Annotated in this window: 18 protein-coding genes and 2 tRNA genes; 8 read left to right on the top strand and 12 right to left on the bottom strand. The window is 61.1% G+C overall.

Annotated features, from left to right (window positions below; all coding sequences use genetic code 11):
- Nucleotides 1-597: a TadE/TadG family type IV pilus assembly protein gene (locus SM765_RS14660; protein ID WP_274838324.1), complete on the top strand. Its 597-nt coding sequence runs from the start codon at nucleotides 1-3 to the stop codon at nucleotides 595-597.
- 83 nt (nucleotides 598-680) lie between these two features.
- On the opposite strand, the gene SM765_RS14655 is transcribed toward SM765_RS14660, so the two are convergent.
- Entirely contained in the window at nucleotides 681-1,160 is a 480-nt protein-coding gene (locus tag SM765_RS14655; protein ID WP_274838325.1) for a hypothetical protein, read from the bottom strand.
- Nucleotides 1,161-1,354: 194 nt separating this feature from the next.
- Here SM765_RS14655 and SM765_RS14650 point away from each other — a divergent pair, with 194 nt between their 5' ends.
- Entirely contained in the window at nucleotides 1,355-2,266 is a 912-nt protein-coding gene (locus tag SM765_RS14650; protein ID WP_065270924.1) for a pirin family protein, read from the top strand.
- Between the two features lie 53 nt (nucleotides 2,267-2,319).
- Here the strand turns inward: SM765_RS14650 and SM765_RS14645 are convergent, their stop codons facing one another.
- A complete protein-coding gene (locus tag SM765_RS14645) occupies nucleotides 2,320-2,907 on the bottom strand; it encodes a TetR/AcrR family transcriptional regulator (RefSeq protein ID WP_274828241.1) in 588 nt (195 codons plus the stop codon).
- A 130-nt stretch (nucleotides 2,908-3,037) separates the two neighbouring features.
- On the opposite strand from SM765_RS14645, the gene SM765_RS14640 reads away from it, so the two are divergent.
- From SM765_RS14640 to SM765_RS14620, 5 genes are all read left to right on the top strand, one after another.
- The gene (locus SM765_RS14640; protein ID WP_274832399.1) at nucleotides 3,038-3,304 is read left to right on the top strand and encodes a hypothetical protein; all 267 of its coding nucleotides are present in this window, start codon (nucleotides 3,038-3,040) and stop codon (nucleotides 3,302-3,304) included.
- Nucleotides 3,305-3,439: 135 nt separating this feature from the next.
- A complete protein-coding gene (locus SM765_RS14635) occupies nucleotides 3,440-4,726 on the top strand; it encodes a homoserine dehydrogenase (protein WP_274838326.1) in 1,287 nt (428 codons plus the stop codon).
- A 155-nt stretch (nucleotides 4,727-4,881) separates the two neighbouring features.
- Nucleotides 4,882-5,853 (top strand): class II fructose-bisphosphatase, encoded by a 972-nt coding sequence (gene glpX, locus SM765_RS14630; RefSeq protein ID WP_274838327.1) that lies wholly within the window; start codon nucleotides 4,882-4,884, stop codon nucleotides 5,851-5,853.
- 118 nt (nucleotides 5,854-5,971) lie between these two features.
- Nucleotides 5,972-7,717, top strand: a complete 1,746-nt coding sequence (gene recJ / locus SM765_RS14625) for a single-stranded-DNA-specific exonuclease RecJ (protein ID WP_274836033.1) — start codon at nucleotides 5,972-5,974, stop codon at nucleotides 7,715-7,717.
- A gap of 98 nt (nucleotides 7,718-7,815) precedes the next feature.
- Nucleotides 7,816-7,890, top strand: a tRNA-Glu gene (locus SM765_RS14620).
- A gap of 249 nt (nucleotides 7,891-8,139) precedes the next feature.
- On the opposite strand, the gene SM765_RS14615 is transcribed toward SM765_RS14620, so the two are convergent.
- On the bottom strand, nucleotides 8,140-11,010 hold the full coding sequence (locus SM765_RS14615) for a calcium-binding protein (RefSeq protein ID WP_274838328.1): 2,871 nt from the start codon (nucleotides 11,008-11,010) through the stop codon (nucleotides 8,140-8,142).
- A gap of 89 nt (nucleotides 11,011-11,099) precedes the next feature.
- Nucleotides 11,100-11,342: a hypothetical protein gene (locus SM765_RS14610; protein ID WP_274836971.1), complete on the bottom strand. Its 243-nt coding sequence runs from the start codon at nucleotides 11,340-11,342 to the stop codon at nucleotides 11,100-11,102.
- Nucleotides 11,343-11,913: 571 nt separating this feature from the next.
- Between SM765_RS14610 and SM765_RS14605 the strand changes: the two genes are divergently transcribed.
- Nucleotides 11,914-11,988: transfer RNA gene (locus SM765_RS14605), tRNA-Glu, on the top strand.
- Between the two features lie 247 nt (nucleotides 11,989-12,235).
- Here SM765_RS14605 and SM765_RS14600 read toward each other — a convergent pair.
- From SM765_RS14600 to SM765_RS14565, 8 genes are all read right to left on the bottom strand, one after another.
- Entirely contained in the window at nucleotides 12,236-13,735 is a 1,500-nt protein-coding gene (locus SM765_RS14600; protein ID WP_368981556.1) for a tripartite tricarboxylate transporter permease, read from the bottom strand.
- A 12-nt stretch (nucleotides 13,736-13,747) separates the two neighbouring features.
- The gene (locus SM765_RS14595) at nucleotides 13,748-14,173 is read right to left on the bottom strand and encodes a tripartite tricarboxylate transporter TctB family protein (protein ID WP_274828234.1); all 426 of its coding nucleotides are present in this window, start codon (nucleotides 14,171-14,173) and stop codon (nucleotides 13,748-13,750) included.
- Nucleotides 14,174-14,234: 61 nt separating this feature from the next.
- The gene (locus SM765_RS14590; protein WP_274838330.1) at nucleotides 14,235-15,182 is read right to left on the bottom strand and encodes a Bug family tripartite tricarboxylate transporter substrate binding protein; all 948 of its coding nucleotides are present in this window, start codon (nucleotides 15,180-15,182) and stop codon (nucleotides 14,235-14,237) included.
- A 163-nt stretch (nucleotides 15,183-15,345) separates the two neighbouring features.
- Complete coding sequence (locus tag SM765_RS14585) at nucleotides 15,346-16,947, bottom strand: acyl-CoA dehydrogenase family protein (protein ID WP_274838331.1); 1,602 nt, start codon at nucleotides 16,945-16,947, stop codon at nucleotides 15,346-15,348.
- 3 nt (nucleotides 16,948-16,950) lie between these two features.
- Nucleotides 16,951-17,415 (bottom strand): DUF3237 domain-containing protein, encoded by a 465-nt coding sequence (locus SM765_RS14580; RefSeq protein WP_274835861.1) that lies wholly within the window; start codon nucleotides 17,413-17,415, stop codon nucleotides 16,951-16,953.
- Between the two features lies 1 nt (nucleotide 17,416).
- Complete coding sequence (locus tag SM765_RS14575; RefSeq protein WP_065270936.1) at nucleotides 17,417-18,289, bottom strand: amidohydrolase family protein; 873 nt, start codon at nucleotides 18,287-18,289, stop codon at nucleotides 17,417-17,419.
- Nucleotides 18,290-18,302: 13 nt separating this feature from the next.
- On the bottom strand, nucleotides 18,303-20,117 hold the full coding sequence (locus SM765_RS14570; RefSeq protein WP_274828230.1) for a feruloyl-CoA synthase: 1,815 nt from the start codon (nucleotides 20,115-20,117) through the stop codon (nucleotides 18,303-18,305).
- A gap of 3 nt (nucleotides 20,118-20,120) precedes the next feature.
- Nucleotides 20,121-20,603, bottom strand: coding sequence for a MarR family winged helix-turn-helix transcriptional regulator (locus SM765_RS14565; protein WP_065270938.1), 483 nt, complete (start codon nucleotides 20,601-20,603; stop codon nucleotides 20,121-20,123).

Here is a 20,603-nt window from a genome sequence, read left to right as displayed (position 1 = left end):
ATGTTCAAAGCCCTGCGTCACCGCCTGAAATCCTTCTGTCGCGACAGCGAAGGCTCGGTCTCGGTTGAATTCGCGCTTTATGCGCCGCTTCTTCTGGGAACCTTTGCGGCCTTTTACACCTTCTTTGATGCCTTCCGGCAGGAAAGCATGAACCTGAAGGCAGCCTACACGATCTCAGACCTGATCTCGCGCGAGACCAATTACATCAACGACACCTATCTGGACAGTATGTACGCCATGGCCGGGCTGCTGATCCGCGGTGACAGCTCGCTTGGAATGCGGGTATCTGTCGTGCGCTGGGATGAAGCAGACCAAAGCTATTATGTGGACTGGTCCAAAGTGCGCGGTGGTGGCTACGAGGAATGGACCGATGCCACCATCCATCTGGTTAAGGATGATCTGCCGTCCATGCCTGATCAGGAACGCGTGATCCTGGTGGAGACCACCAACACGGTCGAACCGGCCTTCCGCATCGGCATTCCGACGATGGATATCAACAACTTCGTCTTCACCCGCCCGCGTTTTGCGCCGCAGGTCGTCTTTGTAGATACCAAGGAAAACGGCAACAGCCACAACGACGGTTCAATGGCCCTCTGAACCCACCTCTGGCTGGAACGGGTTAGTCAGATAACAACAGGAGAGAACGCGTCGCTCTGTGTCAGCGCGCTCAACCCTCCAGGTCAGCCCCCCATATCGCGCCGGGCGATCATGGCCGCCAGGATTTCCGACATAGCCTTGCTTTGCGAGCCAGGCGTCACCCCACCAACCCCGATCCGGCGCCCCATGCGCCACCAGAGGCCTGGCATCCAGGCGCGGGAACCCGGGGTTTTCCGGCGCATCAGAAACCCGTTCGAAGGCTTGAAGGCAAAGAAACCGCGATCGATGGTTTCGATATCCGCAACCCGTGCAATCTCGGTCCCGTCCGTGCAGCGCAACACCTCTTCAGTGAGCTCGATCCGATAGGCCGTCGCCTGCCACATGCGCACCGACAGCCACAGGGCGGCGCAGCCAACCACCAGAAGAAACACCAGCCAGGCTGCCGAGGGCGGCGTAGAAAAGGCCACGTAGATCAGGATAATCCCCACCGAAGCCAGCATCCCTACCCCCATGACACGCCGCGGGCCGGATGCCTCGATCTTTGCCACCACCTCGTCATTCATGCGCCTGTCTCCTGCACTGTGCTGTAGCGCGGCATAGCCTGAAATGGCGCAGGCGAACAGCCCTGCGATGCAATGCGACCCTCAGTGGGCCGGTATTGCGCATTTGCGCACAGTGCCTCTCCCACCATCGTGATTTGCGGGCAGCCCAAACCCCTCTATCTGTACATCAAAGCGAAAAGGCCAGGAGACTCCAAATGTCCATCAGACCGATTGTCGAGACCCGCAACGCCATGCCGACCATGGAAGGCGCCGGTGTAAAGCTGCACAGGGCCTTTGGATTTCATGACCCCAGCGAACTGGATCCGTTCCTGCTGTTCGATGACTTCCGCAATGAGCACCCGCAGGACTATATGCGCGGCTTTCCCTGGCACCCCCACCGCGGTATCGAGACCATCACCTATGTGCTCTCCGGCACCGTGGAGCACGGCGACTCGCTGGGCAACACCGGCACGCTGGGCGCCGGGGACGTGCAATGGATGACCGCGGGATCCGGCATCCTGCACCAGGAGATGCCCAAGGGAAACATCAACGGCCAGATGCACGGCTTCCAATTGTGGGGCAACCTGCCCTCCAGCCAGAAGATGACCGATCCGCGCTACCAGGATGTCGAAGGCAAGGAGATCCCCGAGATCATCGACGATGACGGCACCCGCGTCAAAGTCATCGTCGGCGAATTCTGGGGCAAGACCGGCCCGGTGGATGGCATCGCCGCAGACCCGCAGTATCTCGATATCTTTGTGCCTGCCGGGGTCAAGAAGACCTTCAAGATCGACACCTACCGCCGCGCCTTTGCCTATATCTTCGAAGGTCAAGGCGCCTTTGTGGATGCATCCCGCCCACAGGGTGTTCTGCTGGAAAAAGAAGTCGCAGGGGAAGAACTGCACATTCGCGACATGTCTGGCGACCGTACGCTGGTGCGTTTTGGCACCGGCGAAGAGATCACCGTTCAGGCCGGTCCCGAAGGTCTGCGCTTCCTGCTGATTTCCGGCGCGCCGATCGAAGAGCCGGTGGCCTGGCATGGCCCGATCGTGATGAATACCCAGGCCGAGCTGCGTCAGGCCTTCCGCGATCTGAACAACGGCACCTTCATCAAACCGGCGCACTAAGCCCGGCCCCTACCCTGCCTCCGATCCATCCGGGGGCAGGCCAAACCGGCGGATCAGGCCGCGACGGCCTTGCGCACCATGTCCCAGTAGATCGTCTCGACCTCCTGCAACGAAAGGCGCCCGCCCGTCCGGTACCAGGTCATGACACCATTCAGCATCGCGATCACCGCCAACGTTGCGATTTTGGTGTCAGGGATCCGGAACACACCCTCCTCCACGCCTTGCTTCAGCACCGCTTCCAGCGCGTCCTCATAGTTGCGGCGCATGGTTTCGATGACGGCGAAGTTCTCATCTGACAGGTTGCGCAGCTCCATGTAGGCGATGAAGACAGCATCTGGCCGCTCCATATGGAAGCGAATGTGAAAGCGCACGAAACGTTCCAACTCCCCCAGCGCGTCCTCCACCGCTGGATCCGCCTGCCAAGCCTCCATCAGCTCGCTCATGTGGCGTTGCATCAGGCTGAACAGCAGGCTTTGCTTGTCCGGCGTATAGTTATATAGCGCCCCGGCCTGCACCCCGACCTCCGCCGCGATCTGGCGCATCGACACGGCGGCGTAGCCATGCTGCGCAAACAGCCGCAGCGCCGCCGCCTGAATGCGCGGGCCGGTAATATCGGAGTGTGAGCCTTGAGTACGTGCCATGCGCTCAAAGCTAACTGAACATTTGTTCAGATAAAAGCCCCGCTTGTGCCCTTGTCTGCAATTGTGCATCAAGGAGGCGCGCGTAAGCGAGAAGGACCCGCCTGATGCTTCAACTCTCCGTGAACCGATGATGCCTCTGCGCCTTACCCATATCTCCCTTCTTGGCCTGCTGTCTGCAGCCATCGCGGTAGCGGCCTGTACCCGGGTGCCGGAAATCGAGGACAGACTGTCGCCGGATATGCGCTCAGCCAGTTATCCGCCGCTCCTGCCCGTTGACCAGTTGGTTACCCCTCTGCCGGTCCCCGAAGAGCAAAGCAGCGATCTGGAGCAGGAGATGGCGGCCCGCACCGCGCGCCTGCAGGCCCGGGCAGAAGAGCTCAGGAAAGCCCAGAACTGAACCATTTGCGCCCCTGGCGCCACCCTTTCCATTTTCTGATACCGCTTTCCGGCGCCACTCGGTCCGGCGCCGTTGCACCGCTGCGCCGAACCCGCTAAGGCGGGGCAAAGATTATGTGACAAAGGATCTCCAGCTATGACAGAGCCGCTTCGCCTTGGGATTGCAGGTTTGGGCACGGTCGGCGTCGGCGTGGTAAGAATTATCCGCCGCCAGGCCGAACTGCTGGAGGCGCGCACAGGCCGCCCGGTTGTGATCACCGCCGTATCGGCTCGTGACGCGGCCAAGGACCGTGGCGTTTCGCTGTCCTCCTATGCCTGGGAAACCGATCCCGTGGCGCTGGCGAAACGCGACGATGTCGACGTTTTTGTCGAACTGATGGGCGGGCACGAAGGCGTAGCCAAGGACGCGACCGAGGCGGCGCTGGCCGCTGGCAAGGACGTTGTCACCGCAAACAAGGCGCTGTTGGCGATCCACGGTCAGGCTCTGGCCGAACAGGCCGAGGCCGCAGGCCGCGTGATCCGTTTCGAAGCCGCCGTCGCAGGCGGTATCCCGGTTATCAAATCCCTTACCGAGGGCCTTGCCGGCAACGAAATCACCCGCGTCATGGGCGTGATGAACGGCACCTGCAACTACATCCTGACCCGGATGGAGCATTCCGGCTTGCCCTATGAAACGGTCTTCAAAGAGGCCGACGATCTGGGTTACCTCGAAGCCGACCCGACGCTGGACGTGGGCGGCATCGACGCCGGGCATAAACTGGCGCTGCTTGCCGCGATCGCCTTTGGCACCAAACCGGCCTTTGACGACGTGCAACTGGAAGGCATCCAGCGGATCGCCATCGAAGACATCCGCCACGCCGCCGACATGGGCTTTAGGATCAAGCTTCTGGGCGTCGCGCAGACCTCGGCCCGCGGGCTGGAACAGCGCATGGCCCCCTGCCTGGTGCCCGCGAATTCGCCGCTGGGGCAGCTGGAAGGTGGCACCAACATGGTGGTGATCGAAGGCGATGCCGTCGATCAGATCGTACTGCGCGGCCCCGGTGCCGGCGAGGGTCCGACCGCCAGCGCCGTGCTCGGTGATATCTGCGATATCGCGCGGGGTCTGCGCATTGCTACCTTTGGTCAGCCCGCCGCCACCCTGCAGGAGGCGCCCTCGGCCATGTCCGGCCTGCCCGCGCCCTATTATCTGCGCATGGCGCTTCAGGACAAACCCGGTGCCCTGGCCAAGGTTGCCGCCGCGCTTGGCGATGCTGGCGTATCTATCGACCGGATGCGCCAGTACGGCCATTCCGAAACAATCGCCCCGGTTCTGATCGTGACCCACAAATGCACCAGCGCCATGTTGGACGATGCCCTTGCCGGTCTGGCAGCCACCGGCGTCGTCGATGGCGCGCCTGTGGCCCTGCGTATCGAAGAACTCTGAGGCGACGCCCTGCCCTCATCCAGAAGGCAGAACCATGAAATACCGCGCGGAATGGCCACGGAACTGGTCCAATCCGCGCGATCATCCCTTGCCCGCAGCGCCCTGCGCGGGGTATCGACAAGCAACCCATACGGATTGACACAGGATTATTGAGTATGACCTCGACCAGCTCTGACGCCCCCTTTCACGACCGCATGCTGTCTCTGGGCCTGGCCCGGGTCGCCGAACAGGCCGCACTGGCCTCTGCCTCGCTGATCGGGCGCGGCGACGAAAAAGCTGCCGACCAGGCCGCCGTGAACGCCATGCGTGAACAGCTGAACCTCTTGGACATCGCAGGCGTCGTCGTTATCGGCGAAGGGGAACGGGACGAGGCTCCGATGCTGTTCATCGGCGAAGAGGTCGGCACCGGCAATGGTCCTGGCGTGGACATCGCGTTGGACCCGCTTGAAGGCACCACCCTGACCGCCAAGGACATGCCCAACGCGCTGACTGTGATCGCCATGGGTCCGCGCGGCTCGATGCTGCACGCGCCCGACACCTATATGGACAAGCTGGCCATCGGCCCGGGCTACCCCGAAGGCGTCGTTTCGCTGGATATGTCCCCGCGTGAACGGGTCGAGGCGCTGGCTAAGGCCAAGGGATGCGCGCCGTCGGACATCACCGTTTGCATTCTGGAACGCCCCCGCCACGAAGCGATGATCGCCGAAGTGCGTGAAACCGGCGCTTCGATCCGCCTGATTACCGATGGTGACGTGGCCGGCGTCATGCATTGCGCCGAATCCGAAGTGACCGGCATCGATATGTACATGGGCCAAGGCGGCGCCCCCGAGGGTGTTCTGGCCGCTGCGGCGCTGAAATGCATGGGTGGTCAGATCTTTGGTCGTCTGCTGTTCCGCAACGATGACGAAAAGGGCCGCGCCGCCAAAGCTGGCATCACCGACCTGGACCGCGTCTACACCCGCGACGAGATGGTCACCCAGGACGTGATCTTTGCCGCCACCGGCGTCACCGGTGGTTCACTGCTGCCGCGCATCAAGCGCGAGCCGGGCTGGCTGGAAACCACCACCCTGCTGATGCGGTCGAAAACCGGTTCGGTCCGCCGCATGTCCTACCGCACCCCGGTTTAGGCACAGGGCTGATCCAGCCAACTGTCAGGCCCGAGCGCAGCGGCGCGACGGCTCGGTCGGATTAAACTTTCAAAGGGCCGGGTCCGCAGGGCCCGGCCTTCCTGCATGGGAGAGATGCGTGAGCTTTCTAGGGGTTGAACAGTCACTCACCGGACGGCGCTGGCTGGGGCCGGGCATCGATCTGGAACGCGCAGCCGAGGCCATGGCTCAGCAAACAGGCCTGCCCGCCGCCGTCTGTCAGGTCCTCGCCCGGCGCGGCGTTCCCGCCCATGAGGCAACAGGCTTCCTGACCCCCGCGCTGAAGGACCTGCTGCCCGATCCCCGGCGCATGAAGGACATGGAAACAGCCGCCGCCCGGTTCCTGGAGGCGGTCGAGCAACGCCAGCGCATCGCCATCTTTGCCGATTACGACGTCGACGGCGGCAGCTCTGCAGCGCTTCTCTTGGTCTGGCTGCGGGCAATGGGGCAGGATGCAACACTCTATATCCCTGACCGTATCGACGAGGGTTACGGCCCAAACGACGCCGCCATGTCAGCGCTGGCGCGCGATCACGATCTGATCGTCTGTGTCGATTGCGGCACGCTGTCCCATGGACCGATCGCAGCGGCCAAAGGCGCCGATGTGATCGTGCTGGACCACCACCTGGGCGGAGAAACCCTGCCCGACTGCGTGGCGGTGGTGAACCCGAACCGGCAGGATGAAGACGGGGATCTGGGATATTTCTGCGCTGCAGGCGTGGTGTTTCTGATGTTGGTCGAGGTGCGACGGCAGGCCCGGGAAAAGGGTCTTGGCACCGGACCGGACCTGATGGCTCTTCTGGATCTTGTCGCCCTTGCCACGGTGGCGGATGTGGCGCCGCTGATCGGCGCCAACCGGGCGCTGGTGCGTCAGGGGCTCAAGGTCATGGCGGCGCGCAAACGCGTGGGTCTGGTGGCTCTGGCCGATGTCAGCCGCATGGATTCGGCGCCCTCCACCTATCATCTTGGCTTTCTGCTGGGACCGCGGGTCAATGCCGGCGGGCGCATCGGCAAGGCGGATCTGGGCGCGCGTCTTCTGGCCAGCGACAACCCGCATGAGGCCGCAGCGCTGGCCGAACGCCTTGACCAACTCAATACCGAACGCCGCGACATCGAGAACGCCGTGCGCGCCGCCGCGCTGGAGCAAGCCGAAGCGCGCGGGCTTGATGCACCGCTGGTCTGGGCCGCAGGCGAAGGCTGGCACCCGGGCGTGGTCGGCATCGTTGCCTCGCGCCTGAAAGAGGCCGCAGGCCGTCCGGCGGTGGTCATCGGTCTGGACGGAGACGAGGGCAAGGGATCGGGTCGCTCGGTCAGCGGCATAGATCTGGGCGCAGCGATCCAGCGGCTAGCCAACGAGGGCCAATTGATCAAGGGCGGTGGGCACAAGATGGCCGCCGGTCTGACCGTCGCGCGGGATAAACTCGAAGAGGCCATGGCGCGGCTGGGCGATCTGCTGGCGAAACAAGGCGCCGGGGACCTTGGCCCTGCAGATGTGAAGCTCGACGGGATGCTGATGCCCGGCGCCGCTTCGATCAACCTGATCGAGCAGATCGAACAGGCCGGTCCCTTTGGCGCCGGGGCCCCTGCCCCGCGCTATGCCTTTCCCGATCTTGAGGTCCGCTTTGCCAAACGGGTCGGAGAATCGCATCTGAAACTGTCTCTGAGCGACGGACTGAGCAGCGGCATTGACGCCATCTGTTTCGGCGCCTTCGACACCGACCTTGGCCCCCGGCTGCTGGATCATGGCGGCGCCCGATTCCACTTTGCCGGACGGCTGGAGATCAACACCTGGGGCGGTCGTCAAAGCCCGCAATTGCGCCTGGAGGACGCCGCGCCAGCGTCCTGAGGGGCGCTTGTTCCGGCAGGGAAATATTTTCGCTGAAACCCCGTTTTTTCGCTTGCGGCAACTGACGGGAATATCTAAACACCGCTCACACACAGAGTGGCCCGTTCGTCTATCGGTTAGGACGCCAGGTTTTCAACCTGGAAAGAGGGGTTCGATTCCCCTACGGGCTGCCACTTTTACCTTCCTGAATAGCAAAATTTACCGCCTGGTTTGTCGTGGCATTCACTGATCTGCGTCCAACACCATTCGTGTTGGAGGGTGCGTAGTCACCTATCACAAAGCCGCTCCAGAGCCCCTTCATCCCCTGACGATCTCCGCGCCGTGAGGATGTCGGCCCCGGTGGCCAATTCAGGCACTCCGAAAAGAGAAGCGGCCGCAGACCCAAAGGTCCACGGCCGCTTCCAATCTCTATCTGTTCAGGCTCACGCCAGGATCAGCGTATCGTCAAAGACCAGGGTCTCGACGCTGGTCAGCGTATCGACATGGCCAGTGGCGTTATCGGTAACTTCCCAGGAGCCAGAGCCGTTGTCCACAACGGTAAAGTCAGCTTCGACCCCATCGAACTCAGCCCGGTCATCGCCCAAACCACCGTCAAGCACATCGCTGCCCCGGTTGAACAGGAAGGTGTCATCACCGGCCTCACCGTAGATGGTATCGGCACCCAGACCACCGTGCAGAACGTCGTCTCCGCCGCCGCCTTTCAGCAAATCGTCCCCTGCGCCACCGCCAAGACGATCGTTCGCCCGGCCACCGTCGAGGGTGTCGCTTCCAGCACCGCCCCGCAGAGTATCCTCACCCAGACGACCTACCAGATCATCGGCACCATCGTTGCCGATCAGCACATCCGAACCCAGTCGGCCAATCAGATTGTTATCCTCCGCGTCCCCGATCAGCCGGTCATCGAACAGCGAGCCGGTCACGGCTTCGACGTTCATCAGAACATCACCTTCCGCTTCACCACCGATACCGGTTCCCGCCTCGAGATCCACAGTTACAGCTTCGGCAGAGTCCACATAGTAAGCGCGGTCAGTGCCGTTACCGCCGTCCAGCGTATCTGCGCCGTCACCGCCGATCAGCAGGTCCCAGCCGCCGCCGCCTTCAAGCAGGTCGTCTCCGCTGCGGCCGTTCAGAGTATTGCCCTCGTCGTCTGAACCGATCAGCGTATCTGCAGCATTGGACCCGATAACGTTTTCGATTCCGGTCAGGGTGTCACCATCCGCCTTACCGCCCACACCAGTTCCGTTCTCAAGATTGACGGTCACACCTCTGATTGAAGTCGCATAGGTTGCCGTATCCGTGCCAGTGCCACCGATCAGAACATCCGCACCAGTGCCACTGTCAAACAGATCGTCACCTGCACCGCCGTCAAGCGAATCCGCGCCACGGTTGCCGATGAGTTCATCATCACCACCAAGACCCAAGATTGTGTCGTCACCAGCCAAACCGACCAGAACGTTATCGAAATCATCGCCAACAATGTAATCATCATCGTTCGTTCCGGTCACGGCTGTATCGCTGCTGCGGTTGATCAGCAGGAAATCTTCCAATTCCAGCTCGGAGGTGACGCCGCTCAGCGTTGCGATCTCATAATCGCCGAGGCTGACGTGCAAACCGTCACCTTCGACGCTTTGCGATACCACATCCTTGAAGTTGACGTCGGTGATGCTGAGATCGATCAGTCCCAGAACATCCTCTCCCTGCTGGAAGTCGGTGACAGTGCTGCTGACGATCTTCGAATAGTCGTTGGTGACACCATAGGACAGAACGAACAGGTCATCGCCGTCATCGCCGGTCATGGTGTTGCCGCCCTGGCCGACCAGAGTGTCGTCCCCGGCGGAACCGGAAACACCTACACCCTTGCCGTTGATGGTGACTTCTTCATAGCTCATGACCAGCTGGGTGTCATACAGCGTCGCAGGCTTGATATCGCCTTTGACGTAGAAGGCCACGTCGAAATTGTTGGTCATGTTGAGACCGTTGATCGACACCGAACCCGCGTTGTTCTGCCAGCCAGCACTGATCGCCAGCGGCGATACGGGGAATTCCCAGTCCAGAAGGTTGATCACGGTCTGGGTGTCTTCGCCGACTTCGTATTTCACCTGATCGTTGGTGGTCGGCGGCTCCAAGCTCGGGTCGGTCGGAATGACGACGCTGGGCAGATCCTGACCGTATTTATCCGGCTGCAGGCGCCAGCGCGGCCCGACGATGTACTCGGTGCCATCTTCATTCAGCACCGCCTCAAAAGGCTCGCGATCCATGGTGGTGTACCAGGCGTTGGTATAGCCCTCTTCCAGATCTTCCGACATGGCGCCGATCTGATCCAGGGTCGAGCCTTGCGCCGCTGCAGCCAGCGCCGGGTCTTTCAGAACGGTGCCCGCCGGATAAAGCGTGCCATCACCGCCATAGTAGTCATCGGTGGTAACCCATTTGCCATCCTCAAGGATTTCATAGGTGGGCAGCTGGCCAATGGCGGATTCGTTCTCGAAATCCTCGGGGCGGATCTGGTCATTCGGGTTGTTGGTGATCGTGTGACGGGTGACCAGCTCGGCCTGGGTGATCTGGAACAGCGGGATCAGATCATCATTGTCGGCATCCGGGGTCGACCATTCGTCCGGCAAAGGCAACTCGGCCTCGATGCGCACATCGTTCGGCTTCTTGATGGTATTGCCCCAACGATAGAGCAGCTTGCCGTCATCCTTCAGCGTCACCGAATAGTCGTTACCGACCGCGATGTTTTCCTGAATGGTGGCTTCATTGGGCTCCAGCACATCCTTCAGATCCAGAACACCGTCGCCGTTTACATCGCCGACCTGAGGCAGCACGTCCGCCACATATTGACCGTCGTATTCGCCGCCAACAATCCACAGATTATCGTCCAGCTGGTATTCTGCATCCGGATCACCGGGGAAACGCTGATCCGACAGCACCTGCTGCATCACCACATAGTGTTCGGTCGAGGCTTTGACCGTGTTGCCACCAAGGCCAGCCAGCCAGGTGCCGTGAACTGCCGGGGTCTGGAAAACATCGGTGGGGGCGTTCGAAACCACCAGCCCCAGATGCTCTCCGCCCTCACCGGACAGATCGCCAACGAAGCCTTCTTCGTATTCCGGATCGTCGAAAAAGTCTTTTTCAATCGCTTGGTCAAAATCAATGACGTTATAGCCAAATTCGCTGTTTACCGGATACAGCGCGACGCCCTCTTTGGTAATCACCGGTTCGGCGGAAAAATCCACAACGGCAGGATCACCGTCTTGGACATCGCCCTGTGTCAGCCCACCGAAGGTACCAGTCACATCATTTGTGCTGAAGGTGTGTGTCACTGTATACGTGGGTGTTTGGTTGAGCACTTGATCTGCCATGATGGGTCCCCCGGCAATACGCTTCAAAGTTTCAAAATCTTCCGCCCGCAAAAGACCGGCTCGGCATCATGTGTTCGCGCGCCTTCACATGCGGATGTCTTGATGTTTACAAACCGCGGATCAAAAGTCTTTTGATCTTGATCAAAAGACGCAAAAAAGACTGAGGACGAGGCTCCCCGCCCCATATTAAGCCCGCTGCACGCCGCCTGACGCGTACCGCAAAGGATGAATGCAAATAATTGAATTTGTTTTACAAAAACGAACATAAAGTATGAAATCTCATAGTGAGTCGCCAATCGTTTTCAAGACCGATGGCGACAGGCGATTTTTTGCCGACAGCCCCTGTTTTCGCGAGGGAAAGCACCACACCCAGACGTAACCCCGCCCGGAAATTGCGTTTTTCGCAGAAGGTTCAGCGCAGCAGAATGTTGATTTTCCGAAAACTTGCTTCTCCTGACTGCGGCTTGCCCTACCCTTCCGGCCTCTCTTCACAAGCCCAGAGGCCGCGCGCGATGCGCCGAAAACGCTCAGCGCCTAGCCCGCCCCCCTTTCAAACGATATTTAGGCCAGTTTTCACAGCCGGAACCAAGACAACCATAAAGCGTTGTGGAAAATCAGGGAGTGATACGCCAAGAAGCGGCTGGCCCACGACATATCAATGTGGAGAAAACCTTTGACCGAATTGCAGCGCAGGCCTTCTGACGCCGCTTTTGGGGGGACGCGAACTGCCCATGAAACCACCCGGAACACCCGCCTCGAATATTTCTTCCCAAATGAGCAAAAATCACTCTTGCGCCCACTCACCTGACTGAGTACATAGCGCCTCACGCACAGAGTGGCCCGTTCGTCTATCGGTTAGGACGCCAGGTTTTCAACCTGGAAAGAGGGGTTCGATTCCCCTACGGGCTGCCACTTCCTCCCATACTGCTATAATAGCCTGGCATGCGGCTTGCGGTTCTGTTGCGCGGTTCGAGCTAGTAAAATCCAGCCGCAGCGCCGCCCGGGTCCAGCCCTTTAATCCTTACCCTATCGGCTGCCCTGATCAGGCTTCATCCGTTCAAACCGCCGTAGGCCTCCCTCTCGAAGAGCAAAAGGGAACCGCCCTCTTGGGCAATTCCCTCTGTTCATGCTGCTCTGACCTTCGGCCGAGCTCAGATAGTCACAGCTCGGCCTCCCGGCTGCGGGTCAGGAACCACACGAAAGACACCACCGACAAAAGCAGCAAAGCGACGGCAACCGGGCTTTTCAGAACCTGGGTGAAATCCCCGTTCGTCAGCGCAAGCGATTGTGCGATGGATTTCTCGAATCTTGGTCCCAGAAAGAACGCGATGATGAAGATCACCAGCGGATAGCCGAAACTGGACATCAGGTACCCGATCACCGCGAAGATCAGCATGATCGCAACGCCGAACAATCCGTTGGTTGCCATCGACACCCCGACAAAACACAACAGAACCGCCGAGGAAAAGATGATGGACTCCGGCGCCGACACCACTTTGACCCAAAGCCGCAGCCCGACCTGCCCGATCCACAGGTTGATGAAATTCGCCATGATCATGGCCCCGAACAGCCCGTAGACAAGCCGCCCCTGATTTTCGAACAGCAAGGGGCCGGGCTGCATGCCGTGGATCATGAAGGCACTGATGATCAGCGCCGCGCTAACACTGCCCGGAATGCCCAGCGTCAACAGCGGGATCAGGTTAGAGCCGACAACCGCAGAATTGGCGGATTCGGCTGCGGCGATGCCATGCAGGTTGCCCTTGCCAAAGCTTTGCGGATCTTTTGAGCGGGCCTTGGTGAAGGCATAGGACATGAAGGCGGCAGCGGTCGAACCGATCCCCGGTAAGGCGCCGAAAATGGTTCCGATGGTGGCACCGCGCAGCATGGTATAGCGACAGGACCAGTATTCCGCCCAGGTCACCCGACGGTCGTCCGGGTTGCCGGTATCCTCCATGATGATGGCGGAACGGACGCTGCCATGGGCATCGGACATGCGGCGCAGGATTTCCGAAATGGCGAGCATGCCAATCGCAACTGATGGCAGGGGCAACCCGTCGAACAGATCCCAATAGCCAAAGATGAGCCTAGGTGTGTAATGCTCCGGATCGGTCCCGACCGAAGCCACCAGCAATCCCAGCGCCGCAGCGATGATACCCTTGGTGAGGGAATTGCCGATCAGCCCGGCCAGAACGGAAAAGGCAAAGATCATCAGCGCGGCGATCTCAATCGGGCCCATGCGCAGGGCCAGAACCGCCAGCGGCGCCGACACGGTAATCAATACGATGTCGCTGAAGGTATCGCCCGTCACCGAGGAAAACAGGGCCATCTTGGTGGCCTTGAGGGGCTTACCCTTCTTGGCAAGCGGGTAGCCGTCCATCGCGGTTGCGGCGGCATCGGGGGTGCCAGGGGTATTCATCAGAACCGCAGGCACCGCGCCGCCAACCAGTCCGCCCTTGTTGACCCCGACCAGAAAGGAAATCGCCACCAGCGGATCCAGCGCAAAGGTAAAGGGAATAGCAATCGCCATGGCCATGATCGGGCCGATGCCGGGCACCGCGCCGACGAATTGCCCCAGGATCACGCCGCAGATGACGAACAGAAGATTGATAAGGGAAAAGGCATCGCCAAAGCCTGCCAGGATCGTCGAAAAATCCACCATGATTTTACTCCCTCAGGGCAAGGCGCGGCCAAGCGCGTAGGTCACCAGGAACCAGATCAGCGCAGGCATGACGATGACGCCCGCCGCCAGCCAGGCCGGGCGGCGTTCCCCGATCATCCACATGATCGCAAACGCCAGCGGCGGGGCGACATATTCAAAACCGAACACGGACATCGCATAGATCCCACCTGCCAGAACAGCCACATAGGCGCCTGTAATCGCAAAGACATGCGGTCTTTGGGTGCGGTGCCCGGTCGGTTTCAGCATCAGGAACGCGCCACTAACGGCGATCACAATGGAAATCAGATTGGGCATCGTATCCGGTGACAGATTTCCCCCTTCGACCCGCTCCACATAGGAGGGGATGACCAGGAAATAGAGCACAAGACCAAGCAGAAGAAAGAACGCGCCCGAAGCACGGTCGGCAGACAAACCCATGGAACCCTCCCAAATTCTGAAACCGCCCTGCGCGCGAACACGCGCAGGGCGGTTTGCGGTTTTATTTCGCGAACAACACGGCTGCGTTTGCCAGACCGTCGGTCATCATCTTATGGGTGCCCTCGGGTCCCATATTGATCGGCGCGCCCTTGACCGCGTTCTGCACGATTTCAGCCATTTCGGGAGAGGCAACCGCTTCGTCGATCGCGGCCGCGATGGCCTCGACCGCGGCAGGATCGGTGCCTTTTGTGGTCGCCAGATAGAACACCGGATCGACATAGGCGCTGATGCCGGATTCCACGAAGGTCTTGACCTCCGGCGCATAGCTCAAGCGAGACTGGTTGGCGCCCGCAATCACCTTCATGTCGCCGGATTCAAGATAGGGAAACTGCTCTCCCGATCCGAACCCCGCAAGCACCTGGCCGCCCAGGATCAGCTTCATCACCTCGGCGCCACCATCGGCGGTCACCAGGTTAAAATCCGCTCCTGTGGTCTTGGTCGTTGCCTTCATCATCAGAACCTGCGGCGGCGCCATGGTGGCAACCGCCAGCTGCCCCTGCTCCTTGGAATAGGCGATCAGGCCCTCCAAATCGTCAAAGGGCGCATCGGCGCTGGCCACCAGCGCAAGCTCTGCCTTGGCGACGGTGCCAAGGTAATCAAAGCTGTCGACATCAAACGGCAGCTGATCGCCGCGCTGAACCAGCTGGACCAGAACGGGGATGCTAACCCCCATGCCAACGACCTTGCCCTGCGGGGGGCGCTGCGACAGGCCGGTGAACATGGCAACGCCGCCGCCGCCGGGCTTGTTCTCGACCACGATGTCCCAGCCGGTGTTCTTCTCCATCACGCTGGCCAGCACGCGGCCCATGGTGTCTGTCGATCCGCCAGCACCAAAACCGACCTGAATGGTCAGCGCTCCATCGGGTTTCCAGCCCTCTGCGGCCAGCGGCGCGGCAAGCGTCATCATCGCGGCGGCGCCAAGCGCCAGAATCCGGGATTTAAGTGTCATGTGATTTCCTCCTCTTTGTTGTCTTTCCTCCGTCACCCACAAACAGGCGCGACGGGTCTCCTCCTGGAAAGTTACTTAACCAGCAAACTATTTACCTCTCCCCTTGCTCAACAGTGAATTTCCTCGGCCAGACGGCGCAGATCTCCTCACCTGCGCCGGATGGTTATGCCCCGGCGGTTTGCGCAACTCCCAGCAACGCCAGCCGCGCCGGACGCATTGCGGCAATCACTTCCAGCTGGCGCGTGGCGACCCGCGTCAGCCGCTGCGGATCCGAATGGGCCGATGCGGCCCGCAGAACCCGGCTCCACAGCGCCGTCAAAAGCGTATCGCGGGTCAGCAGATAGAATTCATGCGCAAAGGCGGTTGGGTCAGGGTTGTCCAGCAACTGTTTTCGCGCAAGGTTCCAGCCTTCCAAGGCAGCAGCAACGGCCTCTGCCTCCTTGCCCTCTGCCGCCATGAAGGCCGCGAAGGCCTCCGCCGGGGGTGTACCCAGCAGACGTGTCGCCAGCATGCGTTCGTGAATGCCGTTAGCCCCTTCATAGATCGCGGTGATGCGGGCATCGCGATAGGTCTGCTCCAACCGGTATTCGCGCAGATACCCATAGCCGCCCAGCACCTGCACCCCCAGTTCGGCGCCGCGGATGCCTGCCTCGGTGCCGCTGACCTTGGCCAGGGGGGTCAGGAACTCCACCAGATCGGGATTGTCGCCCTTCTCCATGGTGACAAAGGCCAGATGGGCAATCGCGCGGGCGCCCAGCGCACCGGCGTCGATCTCATCCAGCATCCGGCGCACATCCGCGTGGCCATCCAGCGTCACCGGCTGTCCATCCGCGCCGCGTCCCTGCTGGCGCTCTGCCGCATAGGATGCCGCCACATCATAAGCATGCGCCGCATGGGCCACGCCTTGCAGCGCAACATCAGAGCGGGCGTGGTTCATCATCGTGAACATCGCCATCAGCCCCTGCCCCTCGGCGCCAATCAGTTCGGCCTCGGCGCCATCAAAGGCCAACTGGCAGGTGGGGGAGGCATGCAGGCCCATCTTTTCCTCAATCCGGGTGACGGTGACAGCGTTGCGACTGCCATCGGCACGCGTGCAGGGACACAGGAACAGAGAGAGCCCTTTGATCCCGTTGTCCGAGGTGCGCGCGAGAACCAGATGCAGGACCTTGTCGCTCATGTCCTGGTCGCCGCCGGAGATGAAGATCTTCTCACCCGTGATGTGCCATCCGTCACCATCGGCGCTAGCCCGGCAGCGCACGCGCGAGAGGTCCGATCCCGCTCCGGGTTCTGTCAGGCACATGGTCGCCAGCGTCTCACCCGAGGCCAGCGACGGCAGGTAGCGCGCCTGCTGTTCCGCCGTGCCGAACCGCGTCAGAGTGCGCGCAGCCCCCGGAACCAGCCCGGCGACCATCTGCATGGAATGATTGGCGCCTGAGAAAATCTCGGATGTGATCGCCAGCATCATCGCGCCCATGCCCTGGCCTCCGAATTCCTCGGGGATGGTGAGGCCCGGCCAGCCCTGTTCAGCGTAAGATCGGTATAGATCCTTGAAGCCAGCGGGCATCGCGACGCGGCCATCCGTCAGCGTGCAGCCCTCAAGATCACCGGGTTCATCCAGCGGTGCGATCTCACCTTCGGCAAAGGCCGCGAAATGCCCGGCAATCTCGGATGCGAATTCCGCATCCCAATCCGGCAGATCCGCTGTGCCCACCACATGGTTCAGCGTGAACAGGATGTCCTCAACAGGGGCGGCAAAAGGCTTCATTGGCTATTCCACTGCATAATAGTCGATTTCAACGGCAGAGGCCCGGCGGATACCGGAGCAGACAAAGAGCATGTGATTGACCCAAGCATAGCGGTCATCGCCGGTCTCCAGCCGCGCGGCGGTGCGCATGTAATAGCTGGTGGGGTCCACATCCTCACCCCTGGCCAGCCGCGCGATAACATCCGCAGGGCCATGGCGGCTGCCCACATTGACGATCTCGATCACCGCGCCGTCCTCGGTTTTCACCGCATAGCGCGTATCAAGATGGGCGGCGCCATCGGCGAATATGGTCTGCCAGTCCGCGCCAAGGTTCAGCACCTCGCCGGTCAGATCGGGGCCAAGCGCCTTGCCCCCGATGATCGGTATGATCCGTCGCACCCCCGCGCGTCCCTGCCCCATTTCAATCGGGACACCCAGTTCCACCCGCAGGCGGAAGGCATGGCGCAGTCTTGGTGCAGGGATCTCCATCTCAGTCGACCCCAAGCAGACGCATGGCGTTGCCCTTGATGATGTCTTCGCGCAGGTGGTCCTTAATCGCAATTTTCTCGAAATCAGACAGCCAGCGTTCCGGCGTGATCATCGGCCAGTCGGATCCGAACAGCACCTTCTTCTTCAGAATCGAATTGCAGTATTTCACCAAGATCTCGGGGAAATACTTGGGCGACCAGCCGGAGAGGTCAATATAGACGTTGGGCTTGTGCTGAGCGACCGACAGCGCCTCTTCCTGCCAGGGGAAGGACGGATGCGCGAGGATGATCTTCATATCCGGGAAGTCCACCGCCACGTCATCCATATACATCGGGTTGGAATACTTCAGCCGCATGCCGTTGCCGCCGCGCATACCGCTGCCGACGCCGGTCTGACCGGTGTGGAACAGGGCGATACCGCCTTCTTCGGCAATCGCTTCATACAGGTCATAGGCCATACGGTCATTGGCATAGAAGCCCTGCATGGTCGGGTGGAACTTGAAGCCCTTGATGCCAAAATCCTTAATCAGGCGGCGCGCTTCGCGGGCTCCCATCTTGCCCTTGTGCGGGTCGATGCTGGCAAAGGGGATCAGAACGTCGTCGTTCTCGGCCGCCAGCTCGGCAACCTCTTCGTTCTTGTAGCGGCGATAACCGGTTTCGCGTTCGGCATCGACCGGAAAGATCACCGCGGCGATGTTCTGCTCGCGGTAATGGGCAGCGGTCTGCGGCACGGTGGGCGGATGCTGCCAGGGCGCGCCAAAATAGCTGGCCATGGTTGCCTGCAGCTCATCATAGCCGTCATCGGCATGGCAGCCGCAGGGTTCCTCGGCGTGGGTGTGGAAATCGATCGCACGGACCTTGGAAAAATCTACCATCGTTGTGTTCCTATCAGAGTTTCGCAATGCCACTGGCAGCGTCATCATAAAGCCGCTCCAGCAGATCTGCGCGGCGCGTCAGCACCTTGCGGAAGTTGAGGTTGCCCTTGGCGGTGATCTCAGCATCGGTGAGCGAAGGCGGCTCGGCCAGCACAATGGCGCGCACCACCCGGGTGGAGGAGCCGGAAATGCGACCTGCGCGCTCGTTCAGCCGGTGATGAATGTCGGACAGAAGCTGCGGACAGACCAGCGCGCCGCCGTCTTCCTCCAGCGTGAAGCCTGCTGCCTCGATCGCCTCGCGGTTGGGGAAGATCATCACGCCGATCTCGTTCTTGTCCTGCCCGGTCACCACCAGATCGGCGGCCAGCGGCGCCAGGGTCGAGAGCATTTCGATCCTGAGGCCCGCCGCCCGCACCCAGGTGCCAGTAAGCAGCTTGAAGTCCTCGGAAATCCGCCCGTCAAAGCGCATGCCCTTGTTGATGTCGTCCTTGTCGACGAACACCATGGCATCGCCGGTGATGAAATAGCCTTCCTCGTCAAAGGCCTCGGCGGTCTTTTGCGGGTCTTCGAAATAACCGGGCATCACGTTCGGTCCCTTGACCCGCACTTCGCAGCGCATGTCGTCATCCGGGATCAGTTTCAGGGTCACGCCGGTCATTGGCACGCCCACCACGCCCGAGCTTTCCGTCGGCTCCTGCTGGATCATGGTCGCCGGGGCGGTTTCCGTCAGCCCCCAGGAAGAGGTCATCAACGGCACCTCGCCCTTGATCTCCATCGCCATGGTTTCGAAACCCGACCAGACCTCCTGTGGCAGTGAGGCACCGGCGTAAAAGATCATGTCCAGCTCTTCAAAGAAACGCTGACGAAGCCCGGCGTCCTTTTCCAGTGCCTCCAGCAGCATGGCAAAGCCCATGGGCACGTTGAACACAAGGCTGCCGGTCACCATCGACAGGTTCTCAACGGTGCGGTCAAACAGGCCCTTCACCGGTTTACCATCGTCGATGTAGAAACTGCCGCCATTGGCCAGCATCATGTTGAAGTTATGCGAGCCGCCAAAGACGTGGTTCCACGGCAGCCAGTCCACGATGCGCGGCGGGCGCGCGCGCAGGAACGGCAGGCTGTCGGCGAGTTGGGTCTGATTGACGCACATCATCCGCTGCGTGGTCAGCACCCCCTTGGGGTTCGAGGTCGACCCGCTGGTCATCAGGATCTTGGCAACGGTATCGGGCGTCACCTTGGCAAATCCCGCATCCACATCGATGCCCGCATCGCCTTTCAGAAGGTCCGCAAAGGCCGTGACATCGGTGCCGCCGTTGCGGGTCGCAACGATCTCAACACCCTCAAGGGCATCCAGTTTCAGCGCCTCGCCGTACTGATCGGCATCGACAACGTAGGCCATCTTTGGCCGTACCAGTTCGATGGCGTGACGCAGGCGGCCATGGGCGCCGTGGATCAGCGAATACTGCTCGGCCACCGGTACGGTCGGCACACCGGCGTATTGCGCGGCCAGCGACAACAGCCCGTGATCGACGCCATTTCCGGACATGATCAGGATCGGCGTGTCCGCCCCCATGCCCCGCGCCAATAGCGCCGCCGCAATGGCGCGCACCTGCTGCAGGGTCGCCGCATAGCTTTCCTCGCGCCAGCCCGCGCCACTGCGCTCGGCCAGAAACACCCGCTCGGGCGCCTCTTCGGCCCAGCGGTGCAGCCAGTCACCAGTCCGCTCTGTTACCGGCCCCAGATCGTATTCAGACCGCAACAGCAGGCTGCCATCGGGGCGATCCTCGCGCGTGACGGCGTGTGGCAGGAAATTGGACGTCCGTTTCATGGTCTATCCTTTCGACAGGCTCTTCTGGATCAGCTGCATCGCCGCGATCACCGTGTCGCGGGTCGTTGCATCCATGTTCTCCAGCAAGCGTTGTTCATGGGCGGTCACCGCAGCAACCGCTTTTTCACAGAGCTGGCGACCGGCCAGCGTCGCCTTCAGCGCATAGGCCCGCCGATCCGTCGGCACCCGGTCGCGCACGATCAGCTCGCGCCGTTCAAGCTCGTCTATGATCACGACAAGATTGGGCCGTTCCACATCCATCGCATCCGCCAGCTGCGACTGGCGCAACCCCGGATTGTCGACGATCAGCACCAGCGCCGTGTAGGTCAGCATCCGCAGATCAAAAGGCTTCAGCGTCCGGGCCAGATCGGTCTGCACGACGTTGAATGCCCGCTTCATGTGATAGCCGACAAACGCGCGCAGGGTTTCATCGCTGACGTGAGACACGCCCATTTCAGGCTCAGGCTCTTTGATGACGGTTTTCAT

Origin of the sequence: Pseudophaeobacter sp. 1A09344, assembly GCF_041008745.1 — a bacterium.
Classification (GTDB): Bacteria; Pseudomonadota; Alphaproteobacteria; order Rhodobacterales; family Rhodobacteraceae; genus Phycobacter; species Phycobacter gallaeciensis_A.
Note: the sequence above shows the minus strand (reverse complement) of the source record. Positions and strands in the feature narration are given on the sequence as shown.

What these genes read in the sequence shown, in the direction of transcription:
- SM765_RS14660 (WP_274838324.1), top strand. Translation starts at nt 1, where the DNA reads ATGTTCAAAGCCCTGCGTCACCGCCTGAAATCCTTCTGTCGCGACAGC.
- SM765_RS14655 (WP_274838325.1), bottom strand. Translation starts at nt 1,160, where the DNA reads ATGAATGACGAGGTGGTGGCAAAGATCGAGGCATCCGGCCCGCGGCGT.
- SM765_RS14650 (WP_065270924.1), top strand. Translation starts at nt 1,355, where the DNA reads ATGTCCATCAGACCGATTGTCGAGACCCGCAACGCCATGCCGACCATG.
- SM765_RS14645 (WP_274828241.1), bottom strand. Translation starts at nt 2,907, where the DNA reads ATGGCACGTACTCAAGGCTCACACTCCGATATTACCGGCCCGCGCATT.
- SM765_RS14640 (WP_274832399.1), top strand. Translation starts at nt 3,038, where the DNA reads ATGCCTCTGCGCCTTACCCATATCTCCCTTCTTGGCCTGCTGTCTGCA.
- SM765_RS14635 (WP_274838326.1), top strand. Translation starts at nt 3,440, where the DNA reads ATGACAGAGCCGCTTCGCCTTGGGATTGCAGGTTTGGGCACGGTCGGC.
- glpX (WP_274838327.1), top strand. Translation starts at nt 4,882, where the DNA reads ATGACCTCGACCAGCTCTGACGCCCCCTTTCACGACCGCATGCTGTCT.
- SM765_RS14610 (WP_274836971.1), bottom strand. Translation starts at nt 11,342, where the DNA reads ATGTTCGTTTTTGTAAAACAAATTCAATTATTTGCATTCATCCTTTGC.
- SM765_RS14600 (WP_368981556.1), bottom strand. Translation starts at nt 13,735, where the DNA reads ATGGTGGATTTTTCGACGATCCTGGCAGGCTTTGGCGATGCCTTTTCC.
- SM765_RS14595 (WP_274828234.1), bottom strand. Translation starts at nt 14,173, where the DNA reads ATGGGTTTGTCTGCCGACCGTGCTTCGGGCGCGTTCTTTCTTCTGCTT.
- SM765_RS14590 (WP_274838330.1), bottom strand. Translation starts at nt 15,182, where the DNA reads ATGACACTTAAATCCCGGATTCTGGCGCTTGGCGCCGCCGCGATGATG.
- SM765_RS14585 (WP_274838331.1), bottom strand. Translation starts at nt 16,947, where the DNA reads ATGAAGCCTTTTGCCGCCCCTGTTGAGGACATCCTGTTCACGCTGAAC.
- SM765_RS14580 (WP_274835861.1), bottom strand. Translation starts at nt 17,415, where the DNA reads ATGGAGATCCCTGCACCAAGACTGCGCCATGCCTTCCGCCTGCGGGTG.
- SM765_RS14575 (WP_065270936.1), bottom strand. Translation starts at nt 18,289, where the DNA reads ATGGTAGATTTTTCCAAGGTCCGTGCGATCGATTTCCACACCCACGCC.
- SM765_RS14570 (WP_274828230.1), bottom strand. Translation starts at nt 20,117, where the DNA reads ATGAAACGGACGTCCAATTTCCTGCCACACGCCGTCACGCGCGAGGAT.
- SM765_RS14565 (WP_065270938.1), bottom strand. Translation starts at nt 20,603, where the DNA reads ATGAAAACCGTCATCAAAGAGCCTGAGCCTGAAATGGGCGTGTCTCAC.